We start from the raw sequence: 14497 nt of genomic DNA on the forward strand, positions 1-14497 counted from the left end.
CTCGCGGGGAAAGTCCTAGCGCGGCAGGCCGAGCAACCGCTCACCGGCGACGGTCAACAGGATCTGCTCGGTCCCGCCCGCGATGGTCAGGCAGCGGGTGTTGAGGAAGTCGTGCACCTCGCGGTTGCGCACCACACCCCCACCGTCGGACAGTTCCAGCCGGAACTCCGCAAGCGACTGGCGGTAGCGCACACCGATCAGCTTGCGGGCGCTCGCCTGCGCACCGGTGTCCTGACCGCCGACGGCCAGCTGGGCTATCCGCTGATCGAGCAGAGAACCCTCCTGGGCGGTCAGGATCAACTCACCCAGCCGGTCCAGATCGGCCGGATCGACCTCCGGCTTCTCGCCGAGGGTCCGCAGCAGCTCCTCCATCGGATTGCCCAGTGCGGTACCGCCGGCCATGGCCACCCGCTCGTTGGCCAGCGTGGTGCGCGCCAGCCGCCAGCCGTCGTTGACGGTGCCCACCACCATCTCGTCGGGCACGAAGACGTCGTCGAAGAACACCTCGTTGAACAGCTCGTCACCGGTGATCTCGCGCAGCGGGCGGATCACGATGCCAGGCGTCTTCATGTCGATCAAGAAATACGTGATGCCCTTGTGTTTCGGAGCGTCGGCATCGGTGCGGGCCAGGCACACACCCCAGTGCGCCTTCTGCGCCGCCGAGGTCCACACCTTCTGGCCGGTCAGCTTCCAACCCGGCTCGCCGTTGGGGCCTTCTGCCCGAACAGCTTTCATACGCAGCGCAGCCAGGTCAGACCCGGCGCCCGGCTCGGAGAACAGCTGGCACCAGGACAGGTCGCCGCGCAGCGTGGCCGGCACGAACCGGTCGATCTGCTCGGGACTGCCGTGCTCGAGGATGGTCGGCACGGCCCACCACCCGATCACGAGATCCGGGCGTTCCACCTTCGCGGCGGCGAGTTCCTGATCGATCAAAAGCTGTTCGGCCGGAGATGCGTTGCGGCCGTACGGACGTGGCCAGTGCGGCGCCAACAGGCCGGACTCGGCCAGCGCCACCTGCCGCTTCTCCACCGGCAGTGCGGCCACCTCGGCGACGGCAGCGCTGATCTCGGGGCGCAGGTCAGCCACCGACGCCAGATCGATACGCAGTTCACGACGCACGCCCTGCTGGGTGAGCGCCGAGATCCGGCGAATCCACCGGCGCCGGCCGCCGAGCGCATGCGAAATTCCGTATGCGCGACGCAGATACAGGTGCCCTTCGTGCTCCCAGGTGATGCCGATACCGCCGAGCACCTGGATGCAGTCCTTGGCGTTGGCCTCGGCCGCGTCCACCCCCGCGGCCGCAGCCACCGCCGCGGCGACCGAAAGCTGGGAGTCATCGGATTCCGACACCGCGCGCGCCGCATCGCCGGCCGACACCGAGATCCGCTCGGAGCGCAGCAGCATCTCGGCACACATGTGCTTGACGGCCTGGAAGCTGCCGATCGGCTTGCCGAACTGCTCACGCACCTTGGCGTATTCCGTGGCGGTCTGCAGCGTCCAGCGAGCCAGCCCCGCGGCCTCGGCGGCCAGGACCGTCGCGGTGATGTCCTCGAACCGCTGCAGCGACACCGCGAGCACCCGCGCGGGCGCCGAGTCCAGCACCACCCGGGCCAGCGGCAGCGAGAAGTCGGTGGCGGTGAGCAGCTCGACGCTCACGCCTGCTGCGCTCGCGTCGACCAGCACCACACGATCGCCGGCCGGCAGCAACAGCACCCCGCCGGCGTCGGCGCCCAGGACGTAGTCGGCGGTGCCCGACACCGTGCCGGTTTCGAGGTCGCCGTCGAACGTCAGGTCCGCGCGCAGCGCCGCACCGGCAGTGCGCTCACCTGACACCAGGGCCTCGAGCACGGTCTCGTCAGTGACGATCAGGGTCGCCAGAGCCGTCGTGGCCACCGGACCGGGTGCCAGAGCGGCGGCGGCCTCGTCGACCATCGCGCACAAGTCCTCGACCGTGCCGCCGGCGCCACCCTGCTCCTCGGGAACCGCGACGCTGAAGATCCCTAGTTCGGCGAGACCTCGAAACGGCGTGCGCCACGCATCGGCATCGTGTTCGGACTCGCGGACGGCGGTGGCTGTAGCGGTCGCTGCCGCCCAGCTCCGCACCAGGTCACGGGCGGCAAACTGCTCGTCGGTGATGGTGGCAGATGCGCCGGACATGGTGGACCTCCTGGTGCCTAACGCGAGAAGTCCGTGCTTCCCACTAGAACGTGTTCTAATGGTGACAGTGTTCGACCGTCAAGTCGACCCGCATCACAGCAGGACACGTCCGTGTGTTTACCGGCGCGGAGGTGCGTAGAAGGAGATCGCCGTGCGTATCGTTTTCGCAGAGGTACGCGACGAGAGGGGGCCACACACCGCATGTCCAGCGCACCACAGCAGGCAGGCAGCGAATCGTCCGGGTCTGACACCCGACCGCGTGAGGTTCTGAACGTGGCCGTTCTCGCCGAATCCGAACTCGGTTCAGAAGCCCAGCGCGAGCGCCGCAAGCGCATCCTGGACGCGACCCTGGCCATTGCCTCAAAAGGCGGTTACGAGGCCGTCCAGATGCGGGCCGTGGCCGAGCGTGCCGATGTCGCCGTCGGAACGCTCTACCGCTACTTCCCTTCCAAGGTCCATCTGCTGGTGTCGGCCCTCGGCCGGGAGTTCGAGCGCATCGACGCCAAGACCGACCGGGCCGCGCTGGCCGGCGGCACCCCCTACCAGCGGCTCAGCTTCATGGTCGGCAAGCTCAACCGGGCCATGCAGCGCAATCCGCTGCTGACCGAGGCCATGACGCGGGCGTTCGTCTTCGCCGACGCATCCGCCGCGGGCGAGGTCGACCATGTCGGCAAGCTGATGGACTCGATGTTCGCCCGGGCCATGAGCGACGGTGAGCCGACGGAGGATCAGTACCACATCGCCCGGGTCATCTCGGATGTGTGGCTGTCGAACCTGCTGGCCTGGCTGACCCGGCGGGCCAGCGCCACCGACGTCAGCAAGCGACTGGACCTCGCGGTGCGGCTGCTGATCGGCGCCGAGGACAAACCTAAGATCTAGCGGGTGAGCCTTCCCGTCGAACTCCAGGACGCACTCGACCGGGCCGCACACGTCCCACGGCTGCTGATCACGTCAGATTTCGACGGCACCCTCGCGCCGATCGTCAACAACCCGGCCGACGCGCGCCCGCTGCGCACAGGTGCCGAAGCGCTCGTGGCGCTGTCCGACCTGCCGGGCACCGAGACCGCCCTGATCTCCGGCCGCGCGCTTGCGGTGCTGCGGGACCTGTCGGGGATGCCCGCGACCGTGCACATGATCGGCAGCCACGGCGCCGAATTCGACTCCGGGTTCACCCATCCCATCGACAGCGCCCTGCTGGACACGATCGCCGATGAGCTTCAGGCGATCGCGGCCGGCAGGCCCGGCGTGACGGTCGAACTCAAACCCGCAAGCGTGGCCCTGCATGTGCGCAACGCCGAGCCCGGTGATGCCGGCGCCGCGCTCGCGCAGGCACGTGAATCGGCACAGGCCTGGGATGCGCAGCTGACCGAGGGCAAGGCCGTGCTCGAATTCGCGGTGATCACCACCGACAAGGGCGAGGCGATCGACATCCTGCGCGACGAGCACCAGGCGTCGGCGGTGATCTACTTCGGCGACGATGTCACCGACGAGAAGGCGTTCCGCCGGCTGCGCGACGGCGATGTCGGCGTCAAGGTGGGGCCGGGCGAGACGCTGGCCGAATACCGGGTCGACGAGCCCGAAGACGTTGTGGCAGCCCTGAAATACCTGCTTCGGGCGCGCCCCTCCGCCGAAACCGCATTCCAGCAGGAGAAGTCCGAGTAGCAGCCTGGCGGAATGCCGTTTCGGCGCAAATCGGGCGCAAATTGGGCTAGGCCGGCGGGCCCGACGTCCGGCCGCGCACCACTTCGGTGGGCAGCACGTCGATCACGGGCAGTCCCGACCGGGGCGGATTGTGCAGTAACTCTCCGGCCCGCCGTCCCTTGGCCACACTGGACTGCACCACGGTCGACAGGCCACGGCGCAACGCCTCGGGCACCCCGTCGAATCCGGTCACCGTCATGTTCCCCGGCACGTAGATGCCCCGTGAGCGCAGATAGTCCATGGCCGACAAGGCCAGCACGTCGGCGGTGCACATCAGTGCGGTGATACGGGGATTGGCGTCCAGCGCAGTCTCGGCAGCGGCCGCGCCGGACGTCGGCATATGGTCGTAGCTCTCGACCACCGTCAGGGTGTCCGGTGCCAGACCGGCGGCCGTCATCGCGTCGTGCACACCGTGAATCCGCTCGCGCTGCACATGGAAATGCGGGGACATCACCCGGTCCGGGTCCGCCAATGCGGATCTCGTGCCCGCGTGCGGCCAGTCCCGGCCCAGCCGCATGGTGAGCAGGCCGATGTCGCGATGACCCAACTCCAATACGTACTCGGCCAGCCGCCGCATCCCGCCGCGATCGTCGATGCCGACCCGCGAGACCCCGGGAACGTCTTTGGGCTGGTCCACCACCACGACCGGCAACTGGCGCTGACGCACCACCGGCAGGTACGGATCGTCATCGGATGCCGAATACACCACGAATCCGTCGACGCCGGCCGCGAGCACCGCCGCCGAACCGTCCTCGAAACTGCGGTTGGGCCCGATCGCCACCAGCAGCAGCCCCTGACCCACCGCCTCGCAGGATTCGGCAAGTCCCGCAACGAAATCCAATGCGGCGGGATCACTGAACGAATAATTGAGGGGCTCGGTGATGATCAACCCCACGGCGCCGGCCTTGCGAGTTCGCAGCGAGCGCGCCACCGGATCCGGTCCCGCGTAACCCAGGCGCTTGGCCGCGTCGAAGATCCGGTCGCGCAGCTCGGCGGACAACTGGTCCGGACGGTTGTAGGCGTTGGAGACGGTGGTCCGCGAAACCTTCAGTTCAGCCGCCAACGAAGCCAGGGTGGCCCGCCGTGGCGGATGGGGACTCCGTGGCATGCTTTCCGAGGCTAGTGGAACGCTGAATTCCTCACCCGATCAACCGCCCACACGGCCAGCCAGATTCCGCAGGCAATCGTGACGATCACGAAGCTCGGCGGCATGTTGAAGATCGCGGACACCGTCAGCCCGGCCCACACCGACACCACGCTGATGGCGGTCGAGATGGTCATCGCCAGAATCGGCCGCGCCGTCACCATGATCGCTGTCGCAGCCGGGGTGACGACGAGCGCGAACAGCAGCAGTGTGCCCACGGCCAGCACGGCCATCGTCACCGCGATGCCCAGCAGGACCATGAAGAGCACCGACAGTGCGCGTACCGGCACCCCTTTGGCCTCGGCCACCTGCGGGTTGACCGAGGCGAACAGCAATGGGCGGAAGACGAATACGACCGTGGCAGCCAACAAGACCAGCAGCGCGGTGAACATCAGCAGCTGCTGGTGAGTGATGGCCAGCAGGTTGCCGAACAGAACGTTGGTCAGCGTCGACGAATTCTTGGTGGCCAGCGAGTTGAAGAACAGGCCGAAACCGGTGGCAAGGGCCAGCACCGTGCCGGTGGCCACCTCGCGGTCATGGGCGCGGCTGCCCAATGCGCCGATCACGAGCGCTCCACCGACGCAGAACGCGCCCAGCCCGAACCCGACCGGCAGCCCGAGCAGCGCCGCACCGGTGGCGCCGGGCAATCCGATGTGGGCCAGTGCATGGGCGGCGAACGCGGTGTTGCGGACGATGACGAAATAGCCGATCAGCCCGGCTGCCAGGGCCACCAGCGTGCCGCCGACCAACGCGTTGCGCATGAACGCCGAGGTCAGGATCTGCCACCAGTTGTGCTGGTAGCCCAGTGCCAGATTGCTTTGAGCGAACGTTCCAGCAGCAGCCAAACCCGCCGGCATCACACGCTCCTCATGTACATCTGCCCCAGTGGGGTGTTGGCCACCTGCACCTTGGTTCCGTACAAGTGGGTCAACAACTCGGCATCCACCACCTCGTCGATGGCCGCGTGGTGGGCGTGTCCGTCGAGCAGGTAGATGGCGCTGTCGAGGACGCTGAGCAACGGATTGAGGTCATGGGCGACAACGAGAATCGTGACGCCGAGGTCCTGGTTCAGCCGGGCCAGCAGCTGGACGATCTCGTGCTGGTTACGCAGGTCCAGCGCGGCCAACGGTTCGTCGAGGATGAGCATCTTCGGATGTCCGACAAGGGCATTCGCCAAGGCAATACGTTGCCGCTGACCGCCGGACAGTTCTGACAACCGCATGGTCGCGAACCCGGTCGCCTCCACCCACGTCAATGCCTCGTCAACCCTGGCCCGGTCGGCGGCCGAGGTACGGGTGAAGCCCCACCGCCGCCCCGTGAGCCCGAGTGTCACCGCACCGCGCGCCCGGATCGCCTCCCCCGCGCCCGCGGCATAATCCTGCGGGACGTAGCCGATCAGGTCATTGTGCTCACCCGGCGCGCCACCGAGGACCCGCACCGAACCCGACGCCGCGGGCAGCAGGCCCAGCATGACCTGCAGCATCGTCGACTTGCCCGATCCGTTGGAGCCGATCAGCGCGACGATGCCCCCGGCCGGGATCTCGAAGGTGCCCTCCGACCAGATCAGCCGTCCCCCGCGCACGGCACTGACATCGTCGAAGACCAGCGCGGGCTGCTCCGCGGCGTTGTTCGATGACACTAGTTCTGTATACCGAGCGCTTTGGCCAGCGCGGTCAGTTGGTTCACCTGCCAAGCCTCGAACGAATCCGCTCCCGGCGCCACCGTTTCGGTCACATCGACAACCGGAATTCCCGCGCTCTCGGCGGCGGCCCGGATCTGCTTGGGCAACGAGCCCTCCGTCTGGGTGTTGTAGATCAGCACGTCGACACCCCGATCGCCGAGCAGGCGCAGGAACGCATCCAGGTCGGCCGGCGACGGGTCGGTCTCGTTGGACGACGCCGACTGGTAGCCCGGCGGTGTCTGGTTGACCAGGCCGACCGCGGCAGCCATGTCGTCGAACACCGTTTCGGTGGCGGCGTAGCGCTTACCGGGGGCCTTGGTCTTGATGTCGTTGATCAGGTCTTGGTAGGGCTGCATCGAGGTGGTGAACGCGGTGCGGCGCTGGGCGAAGTAATCGCGCGCATCGGGAGCCAACTGGCCGAGTTCCTCGGTCACCGTGTCGGCGACGCCGGTCACCGCGGCCGGGCTGTACCAGGCGTGCGGGTTGTTCGAGTGCTCATGGGCATGTCCGCCGTCCCCGTCTCCGTGGTCATGGTCGTCATCGCCTGTCCCGATGGCGGAGACCACGACGGCATTCGGCGCCGTGCTTTGGGCCAGTTTGGTCGCCCACTCGTCGTAATGCCCACCGTTGATGACCACCAACTGCGCGCCCTGGAACTTGGCCGCGTCCGCGGGCGAGGGCTCGAAGTCATGCGGATCGACCGACGACCCGGCCAGCACCGTCGTCACCTTCGCGCAGTCACCGCCGAGTGCGGACACGATGTCGCCCCACTGGTCGACGCTGACGACCACGTTGACCGGTGTGGTCACGCAGTTTCCGGCGGACTCGGCCTGCTGGGTTTCGTCGGAGCCGCAGGCGGCGAGGGCGAATGGGGTGGCCAGCAGCAACGCAGTGGCCAGGGCGCGAAGGTTCAGGGGCGGGAGCACGGCGATAACGATAACCGTTTGCATTAGCGGATGCACGCCCGGATGATGATTTATTGAAAATCGTTTTCAATAAGGAGTGCGATGTCCGATTTGCTGCCCGTCACCGTCCTGTCCGGCTTTCTCGGCGCCGGGAAGACCACGCTGTTGAACCACATCCTCGCCAACCGGGACGGCCGGCGCGTCGCCGTGATCGTCAACGACATGAGCGAGGTCAACATCGACGCCGCGCTGATCGCCGGGCAGGGCCACCTCGACCGAACCGAGGAGAAGCTCGTCGAGCTGACCAACGGCTGCATCTGCTGCACGCTGCGCGAGGACCTCGTCGAGGCGGTCGGCGTGCTGGCCCGGCAGAACCGCTTCGACCAGTTGGTCATCGAGTCGACGGGCATCTCCGAGCCGATGCCGGTGGCCGCCACCTTCAGCTGGGAATTCGAGGACGGCTTCAGCCTGGGTGCGCTGGCCCGGTTGGACACGCTGGTGACCGTCGTCGACGCGTCGACGTTTCTGACCGAGTTGGCCAAGGGCGAGGCGCTGGCCGAGCGTGAGATGACGGCGGGTCCGGGGGATGCGCGCAGTGTCGCCGATCTCCTTGTCGACCAGGTGGAATTCGCCGACGTCATCCTGCTCAACAAGACCGACCTCGTGACTCCTGAGCACGTCGGTGCTGTCGAGGCCGTCGTGCGCCGGCTCAACCCCTCCGCGCAGCTGCTACACACCACGCACGGTGTGGTCGACCTCGACAAGGTGCTGGGCACCGGCTTGTTCGATCCGGTCGCCGCGGCCGAAGCACCAGGGTGGGACGAGGAGCTCGCGATGGGCCATACCCCCGAGACCGAGGAGTACGGCATCGGCTCGATGACGTTTCGCGCCGACCGGCCGTTTCACCCCCAGCGCCTCGCCGAGGTGCTCGAGAACGTTCGAGGCCTGTTGCGCAGCAAAGGTTTCTGCTGGATCGCCAGCCGGCCGTCGGTCGCGGCGATCTGGTCGCAGGCCGGCCCGAACCTGGTGTTCGAACCGGCCCAGTTCTGGTCGGCCACCGAGATCCAGCCGGGTCAGGAAATCGTGTTCATCGGAATCCGGATCGACCGCGAGGGCGTCGACAGGATGCTGCGCCGCGCCCTGCTGACCGACGCCGAACTGGCCGAGGGCGAGCAAGCCTGGCAGCGGTATCCCGATCCGCTACCGGCCTGGAACATCACCCACGCGCACCATTAGCCAGGAGCACCCTAGGTCCACACCGAGATTGAAGCCAGGGACAACATCCACGCTGTTTCTGTCCCTGGCTTCAATCTCGTTGCGGTACTGGCCTATCAGCGAGTGCGGCTAGTGCGTGTGGCCCACCGTGCCGCTGAGCTCGTTCGGGGCCTGATCCAGCGTCACCGATACCCCCACCTGGCCGGATTCGATGTCAACGCTATGAATCTGCTTGGTGGCGGGGTCGGTGACATACACGTCGTGCCCACGGGCGAACACACTCGGCCGGGGCTGCTGCCAGTCGTCGGGTTCGGTCCACGGCTCGACCACCGCGACGGTCTTGATGGTGCGCCCGGACGCCGGGTCGATGACATGGAGGTTGCCGTCGGTGCCGAGAACGAGGCCTTCGGCGTGCGGCCCGCGCGCCAGTGACCGGAACGAGTAGCTGACCGACTGCGGCAGCGGCACCAGGCGCAACTGACCTGTCGCAGTGTCGACGAGGGCGAACCGGTCCGGCCGTTCCAGTTCGGCATCGGGATCGACCTTGTAGTCGCCCAAGGCCACCGGTGAGTCTTCGTGTCCGCGAACCGTTCCCACCCGGCCGTAGGCGTCCGGGGCGGCGACCTTGGTGAAGACGCCGTCAGAGTACGTCAATGCGCCGTTCTCACAACCGAATACAAGTGTCGAGGAATCCGCGACGGTTTCTCCGTGAATACCGGGGCACTCGTTGTTGCGGGCGATCTCCCGGTCCGAGGCGTCGAAAGCGACCGCACCGCTGCGCTCGTCGGCATTGCCCTCACTACGCACCCAGCTCCCGTCGTCGAGCACCACTGCGACACCGTGATGCGGCTGTGGTGCTTTCATCTGTCGGATTCGAGGCACGGACGCGGTGAGATTGTGCGGATCGAGCACGGTGATCTCGCCTGACCCGTCGGCGAACAGCACGGTGTGTTCACCGTGGGCGACAACGTGACCGGGCTCATCGGCCACGAAGGTGGTGTCGGTCAGTGTCCCGGCCGACGCGTCGAGCAATCGGAATCCCTCTCCGGTGGAGACCAGCAGATGCGAATCGTCACCGGCCGGGTTGACCCGCAGGAATCCGTCCAGCGGCACGTCGGCCTTGACCTGAAGGCTGTTGCCGTCCAGCACGTACAACCCGCCGTCGTAGGTGACCGCCAGCGGATCGGGTACCGGCTCACGCGCCGCGGGCTGCGTTTCACCGCCGGCACAACCGGTCAATGCCGCCGCGAGCGCACCGACCAGCACGAGGACCTTCGATCGATTCTGCATTCGTTCTCCTTGCTTGCTGTGGGGTTGCTTGTTGTGGGGGATCACCAGCCCGCGGCCGCCAGAAAATCGGGGATGACGTTCGTGCGGTGCGTGCGCTCGACCCGTAGGCCGTTCGAGTAGTCGATTTCGTGTACGGCCTTCGCCGCCGCGTCGTTCACGTAGGCCTGCCCGGCGCCGACCTCGATCACCGGAGTGCCGACCGGAGCGGCCAGCAATTCGAGGCGACTGGTCTCGATGCCCGCCGCCACGTCGAGCGCGTGCAAGACGCCGTCTTGCGTCACGGCCAGCACGGTGGTCCCGCCGGCGGTGTTCACCGCGATCACACCCGGCAGCCGCATCGAGGACCATCGACGGCCGTTGAGCAGCCACACCTCGTCCCCGGCCACGGCAGCCAGCGAATTGCCTTGTCTGCGATAACCGAAGGGCCCCAACGGCACCCGAGGCCGAACCGGCCCGAAGGGGATGCTCTCGGCCACCGGGCCACCGCCGCGACGGGAGATCTTCAAGGCACCGTCGCGGCAGCCGAGCACGACGGTCCGGCGCAGCGCCACCGCGTCGGTGAGCGCCGGGCAGTCTCCGAGCACTGAGACCTGTTCGGCAACCCTGCTGACCAGTCCCCCTTCGGTCACCGTCAGGAGGTCGTTACCCAATGAGATTGCAGCTGTCGCCTTTTCAGGCACCTGCGCGGCCACGGGCGTGACCTCACCGCGCGCGAACGCGTCCCGGTCCAGCGTTGCAACCGTGCCGTCGGCGCGACGCGCGACGGTCACCGCGCCTTGACCACGTACCGCGGTGATCTGCCCGGCGATCCGGCCCACCACCGAGGGCGCGGCGTCGTAGTAGTGCGAGTGATCGCCGTGATCGAAGGTCCAGGCCCCGCCGTCGAGGACCGTCACGCCCTCATCGCCGTGCAGGTAGGCATATCGACCGTCACCGCTCACGGCTTCGACACGGCCGTGTTCCCCCAGACGGGTCTGGGCGGAGCCTGCGACATCGAGCACCGCGCCGGCACCGGTCTCTCGCTCCACCAGGACCAGGCGCGTCACCGGCCGCTCAGACTCCCGGGGAGCTGTCGCCTGCCGGGCGTCCGGAGTGGCAGAGCACCCGACGATCAGCAGGGCGACGAGCACCGTCACCAAGGCCCTGTTCAGCACCCCAAACTCTTATCATTAATGATATTCATTTTCAATAAAGCGGGATGTCCGGGACACCGCGCGGCCCACCTAAGCTCGACCCGTGTCTGAGCACGCCTTCAACCCCGACGAGCGTCGCGCCGTCTACCGGGCCATCGCCGAACGTCGGGACATGCGCCGGTTCGTCCCCGGCAGCACGGTGCCGCCCGAAGTCCTCGGCCGGCTGCTGCAGGCCGCCCACGCGGCGCCCAGCGTCGGCCTGATGCAGCCGTGGCGGTTCATCCGGATCACCGACGAGGCGTTGCGCGGCAAGATCCACGCCCTCGTCGATCAGGAACGCATTCACACCGCCGACGCGCTCGGCTCCCGCGGCGACGAGTTCCTGGCACTGAAGGTGGAAGGCATCCTCGACTGCGCCGAGCTGTTCGTCGTCGCCCTCGGCGAGAACCGCGACCGGCACATCTTCGGCCGCCGGACCCTGCCCCAGATGGACCTGGCCTCGGTCTCCTGCGCGATCCAGAACATGTGGCTGGCCGCACGCGCCGAGGGCCTGGGCATGGGCTGGGTGTCGATTTTCGAGCCGCTGCCCCTCGCCCAACTGATGGGCATGCCCGCCGACGCCGAACCGGTGGCCATCTTGTGCCTCGGTCCGGTGCCCGAGTTCCCGGACCGGCCCGTGCTGGAGATCGAGCACTGGACTGTCGGGCGCCCGCTGCCGGAATTCGTGGCGGAGAACGGCTGGCCGAGCGAGGCATCGCCTTAGGGTGGACGGATGGCTGCCTCCGTCGATCTCAACGCCGATCTCGGTGAGAGCTTCGGTGCGTGGAAACTCGGAGACGACGAGGCCATGCTGGGGCTGGTCACCAGCGCCAACGTCGCCTGCGGGTTCCACGCCGGGGACCCGGCGCTGCTGCTGCGCACCTGTCGCGAGGCCGCGGCCCGGGGCGTACGGGTCGGCGCCCAGGTGAGCTATCGGGACCTGGCCGGATTCGGCAGGCGTTTCATCGACGTCACCCCTGAAGACCTGACCGCCGACGTGATCTATCAGATCGGCGCACTACAGGGCATCGCCCGGGCCGCGGGGACGGCGGTGACCTACGTGAAACCCCATGGCGCGCTGTACAACACGATCGTCAGCCACCCCGAGCAGGCTGCCGCCGTCGCGGCTGCCGTCGCGGCAGTGGACGCCGGCCTGCCGGTGCTCGGCCTGTCGGGCTCTGCGTTCTTCGAGGAGGCGCGGCAGCGTGGGCTACGTACCGTGGCCGAGGCCTTCGCCGATCGGGCCTACCAGCCTGACGGCACACTCGTGTCCCGCCGCGACCCCGGCGCGGTACTGCACGATGCTCCCGAGATCGCCGAGCGGGTGGCGGGCATGGTGGCGACGGGGCGGGTGACCGCCGTCGACGGATCCGTGATCCCCGTGACGGTGGAATCGATTTGCGTACATGGTGATTCGCCGGGGGCGGTAGAGATTGCCACGGCAGTGCGCGAGCGCCTGCTCGCCGAAGGGGTCACACTGAGCGCCTTCAGCTGACAGCTTCGCCTGGCATGATGGCCGCGTGGTGGCGAATCCGGCGGTGATGCGGTGGCGGCCGAGTTCCATGCAGGTGCTCGTAGTCGGCATCATCGCGCTGGCACTGGCCGGCACCACGTTGCGGTCTTTCGTCGAGGGCACGCCCGACGTGGCGACGGCCGCCACGGTGTTCTGCGGCGTATTCGTCCAAGCGCTGCCGTTCCTGGCGCTCGGCGTGGTGATCAGCGGGCTGATCGCGGTTTTCGTGACACCCGACCGGCTGGCCCGCTGGCTGCCCCGACGTCGCAGCGCGGCAATCCTGGCAGCCGGTATCGGCGGCGCGGCACTGCCCGGCTGCGAGTGCGGTTCGGTTCCGGTGGCGCGCAGGCTTTTCGGCGACGCCGAGAGCGACACCGTGGGTGCCGCCGCGCTGACGTTCATGCTCGCGGCACCGGCGATCAATCCCGTCGTACTGGTGGCGACTGCCGTCGCGTTCCCCGGCCATCCGGAGATGGTGGCCGCCCGGTGCGCGGCATCCCTGGTGACCGCGCTGACCATGGGCGCGCTCTGGGCCCATTTCGGCAGCCCGCAGTGGATCACCCGCCGCCTGCCCAAGGCGCACGACGGCGACGGATCCCGGTGGGCCGTCTTCACCGAAGCGGCACGGCACGATTTCCTTTCGGCGGCCTCATATCTCGTCGTGGGTGCGGCGGCCGCGGCCGCCTTGCACGTTCTGGTTCCACCCTGGGTGTACGAGCACCTGGCAGGGCAGATCGTGCTGGGCGTGATCACGATGGCGGTACTGGCGGTGGTGCTGGCGTTGTGTTCGGAGGCCGACGCCTTCGTCGCGGCCAGCCTGACCATGTTGCCGCTGCTGCCGCGGCTGGTGTTCCTGGTTGTCGGGCCGGCCGTCGACCTCAAGCTGTTCGCGATGCAGGCCGGAATGTTCGGCCGCGCATTCGCAGTCCGGTTCGCGCCCACCACATTCGCGGTGGCCACGCTCGTGGCGACCGGCATCGGACTGCTGATCCTGGGGCCACAATGAGCCGCGAAACCGAGAACGCGCTGCTGCTCCTGACCGGGGTCAGCACCGCGATCATCGCCGTCAGCGGGGCCTACACGCGCTACGTCAAACCGGGACTGCTGCCGTATCTGGCGGCCACCGCGGTGTTGCTCATCGCCCTGGCGCTCGCTGCGATCGTGCGCGATATCCGGCGCGGCCATAGTGAGGCCGACACGGATGAGCCGCACGATCATCCGCACTCCCCCGGCGTCGCGTGGCTGCTGCTCATTCCGATCGCGCTGCTGGCTTTCGTGGTGCCCCCGGCGATCCGGCCGGACGCCGCATCGGTGACCGAGGTGTCCACCGATGTGCTGCGACATCCCTTCCCACCCCTGCCCGATGGCACTGCTCCGGAGATCTCCCTGCCCGACGCCCTGATCCGGGTGGCACAGGACTCCGCGGGCACCCTCGACAACCGCACGATCACGGTCACCGGCTTCACCCTGCGCGACGGTGACCGCACTGATCTGGCTCGGGTGGTGATCATCTGTTGCGCGGCCGATGCTCAGCTGGCCCGCATTCGGCTCTCCGGCCCGGCAGCGACTCAGGTGGCCGGCTATCCTGACAACACGTGGATCAAGGTGGTCGGCACAATCCCTGCGGGGCAGGGGGATTCGAGCCGCAGGGCCATCCCGACGATCACGGCCCAGAGCGTCACCCGCACCGATCCCCCGGCGCGCCCCTACGCCTACTGA

General features: G+C 67.9%; 14 protein-coding genes. 7 read left to right on the forward strand and 7 right to left on the reverse strand.

Annotated features, from left to right (window positions below):
• Positions 1-15: 15 nt before the first annotated feature.
• The gene (locus H977_RS0113010) at positions 16-2157 is read right to left on the reverse strand and encodes an acyl-CoA dehydrogenase family protein (protein ID WP_029108284.1); all 2142 of its coding nucleotides are present in this window, start codon (positions 2155-2157) and stop codon (positions 16-18) included.
• A 273-nt stretch (positions 2158-2430) separates the two neighbouring features.
• On the opposite strand from H977_RS0113010, the gene kstR reads away from it, so the two are divergent.
• Positions 2431-3036 (forward strand): cholesterol catabolism transcriptional regulator KstR, encoded by a 606-nt coding sequence (gene kstR, locus H977_RS0113015; protein ID WP_164480958.1) that lies wholly within the window; start codon positions 2431-2433, stop codon positions 3034-3036.
• A gap of 3 nt (positions 3037-3039) precedes the next feature.
• Positions 3040-3819 carry a trehalose-phosphatase gene (gene otsB, locus H977_RS0113020; RefSeq protein WP_029108286.1) on the forward strand — a complete coding sequence of 260 codons (780 nt, stop codon included), beginning with the start codon at positions 3040-3042 and terminating at the stop codon, positions 3817-3819.
• Between the two features lie 46 nt (positions 3820-3865).
• Here the strand turns inward: otsB and H977_RS0113025 are convergent, their stop codons facing one another.
• Genes H977_RS0113025 through H977_RS0113040 form a run of 4 tightly spaced genes read right to left on the reverse strand, consistent with a single transcriptional unit; the run spans position 3866 to position 7633 of the window.
• Positions 3866-4966, reverse strand: a complete 1101-nt coding sequence (locus tag H977_RS0113025) for an Rv3575c family transcriptional regulator (RefSeq protein ID WP_029108287.1) — start codon at positions 4964-4966, stop codon at positions 3866-3868.
• Between the two features lie 11 nt (positions 4967-4977).
• Complete coding sequence (locus H977_RS0113030; RefSeq protein WP_051288828.1) at positions 4978-5859, reverse strand: metal ABC transporter permease; 882 nt, start codon at positions 5857-5859, stop codon at positions 4978-4980.
• On the reverse strand, positions 5859-6641 hold the full coding sequence (locus tag H977_RS0113035; protein WP_029108289.1) for a metal ABC transporter ATP-binding protein: 783 nt from the start codon (positions 6639-6641) through the stop codon (positions 5859-5861). Before H977_RS0113035 ends, H977_RS0113030 begins: the two co-directional genes overlap by 1 nt.
• Complete coding sequence (locus H977_RS0113040; protein ID WP_036475873.1) at positions 6641-7633, reverse strand: metal ABC transporter solute-binding protein, Zn/Mn family; 993 nt, start codon at positions 7631-7633, stop codon at positions 6641-6643. Before H977_RS0113040 ends, H977_RS0113035 begins: the two co-directional genes overlap by 1 nt.
• A gap of 57 nt (positions 7634-7690) precedes the next feature.
• Between H977_RS0113040 and H977_RS0113045 the strand changes: the two genes are divergently transcribed.
• Positions 7691-8824, forward strand: coding sequence for a GTP-binding protein (locus H977_RS0113045; RefSeq protein ID WP_029108291.1), 1134 nt, complete (start codon positions 7691-7693; stop codon positions 8822-8824).
• A gap of 108 nt (positions 8825-8932) precedes the next feature.
• Here the strand turns inward: H977_RS0113045 and aztD are convergent, their stop codons facing one another.
• The gene (aztD, locus tag H977_RS0113050) at positions 8933-10093 is read right to left on the reverse strand and encodes a zinc metallochaperone AztD (RefSeq protein WP_051288864.1); all 1161 of its coding nucleotides are present in this window, start codon (positions 10091-10093) and stop codon (positions 8933-8935) included.
• Between the two features lie 41 nt (positions 10094-10134).
• Entirely contained in the window at positions 10135-11247 is a 1113-nt protein-coding gene (locus tag H977_RS33025) for a hypothetical protein (protein ID WP_051288829.1), read from the reverse strand.
• 82 nt (positions 11248-11329) lie between these two features.
• Here H977_RS33025 and bluB point away from each other — a divergent pair, with 82 nt between their 5' ends.
• The 4 genes from bluB (at position 11330) to H977_RS0113075 (ending at position 14497) form a co-directional block, all read left to right on the forward strand.
• Complete coding sequence (gene bluB, locus H977_RS0113060; protein ID WP_029108293.1) at positions 11330-11989, forward strand: 5,6-dimethylbenzimidazole synthase; 660 nt, start codon at positions 11330-11332, stop codon at positions 11987-11989.
• Positions 11990-11998: 9 nt separating this feature from the next.
• Positions 11999-12760 (forward strand): LamB/YcsF family protein, encoded by a 762-nt coding sequence (locus H977_RS0113065; RefSeq protein ID WP_029108294.1) that lies wholly within the window; start codon positions 11999-12001, stop codon positions 12758-12760.
• A 67-nt stretch (positions 12761-12827) separates the two neighbouring features.
• Entirely contained in the window at positions 12828-13784 is a 957-nt protein-coding gene (locus H977_RS0113070; RefSeq protein ID WP_051288865.1) for a permease, read from the forward strand.
• Positions 13781-14497, forward strand: coding sequence for a TIGR03943 family putative permease subunit (locus tag H977_RS0113075; RefSeq protein ID WP_029108296.1), 717 nt, complete (start codon positions 13781-13783; stop codon positions 14495-14497). Before H977_RS0113070 ends, H977_RS0113075 begins: the two co-directional genes overlap by 4 nt.

The organism is Mycobacterium sp. URHD0025 (assembly GCF_000426065.1).
GTDB lineage: Bacteria > Actinomycetota > Actinomycetes > Mycobacteriales > Mycobacteriaceae > Mycobacterium.

Excerpts from the sequence above, each read along its gene's own strand:
- H977_RS0113010 (WP_029108284.1), bottom strand. The coding sequence starts at position 2,157 with ATGTCCGGCGCATCTGCCACCATCACCGACGAGCAGTTTGCCGCCCGT.
- H977_RS0113025 (WP_029108287.1), bottom strand. The coding sequence starts at position 4,966 with ATGCCACGGAGTCCCCATCCGCCACGGCGGGCCACCCTGGCTTCGTTG.
- H977_RS0113030 (WP_051288828.1), bottom strand. The coding sequence starts at position 5,859 with ATGCCGGCGGGTTTGGCTGCTGCTGGAACGTTCGCTCAAAGCAATCTG.
- H977_RS0113040 (WP_036475873.1), bottom strand. The coding sequence starts at position 7,633 with ATGCAAACGGTTATCGTTATCGCCGTGCTCCCGCCCCTGAACCTTCGC.
- H977_RS0113045 (WP_029108291.1), top strand. The coding sequence starts at position 7,691 with ATGTCCGATTTGCTGCCCGTCACCGTCCTGTCCGGCTTTCTCGGCGCC.
- aztD (WP_051288864.1), bottom strand. The coding sequence starts at position 10,093 with ATGCAGAATCGATCGAAGGTCCTCGTGCTGGTCGGTGCGCTCGCGGCG.
- H977_RS0113065 (WP_029108294.1), top strand. The coding sequence starts at position 11,999 with ATGGCTGCCTCCGTCGATCTCAACGCCGATCTCGGTGAGAGCTTCGGT.
- H977_RS0113070 (WP_051288865.1), top strand. The coding sequence starts at position 12,828 with ATGCAGGTGCTCGTAGTCGGCATCATCGCGCTGGCACTGGCCGGCACC.
- H977_RS0113075 (WP_029108296.1), top strand. The coding sequence starts at position 13,781 with ATGAGCCGCGAAACCGAGAACGCGCTGCTGCTCCTGACCGGGGTCAGC.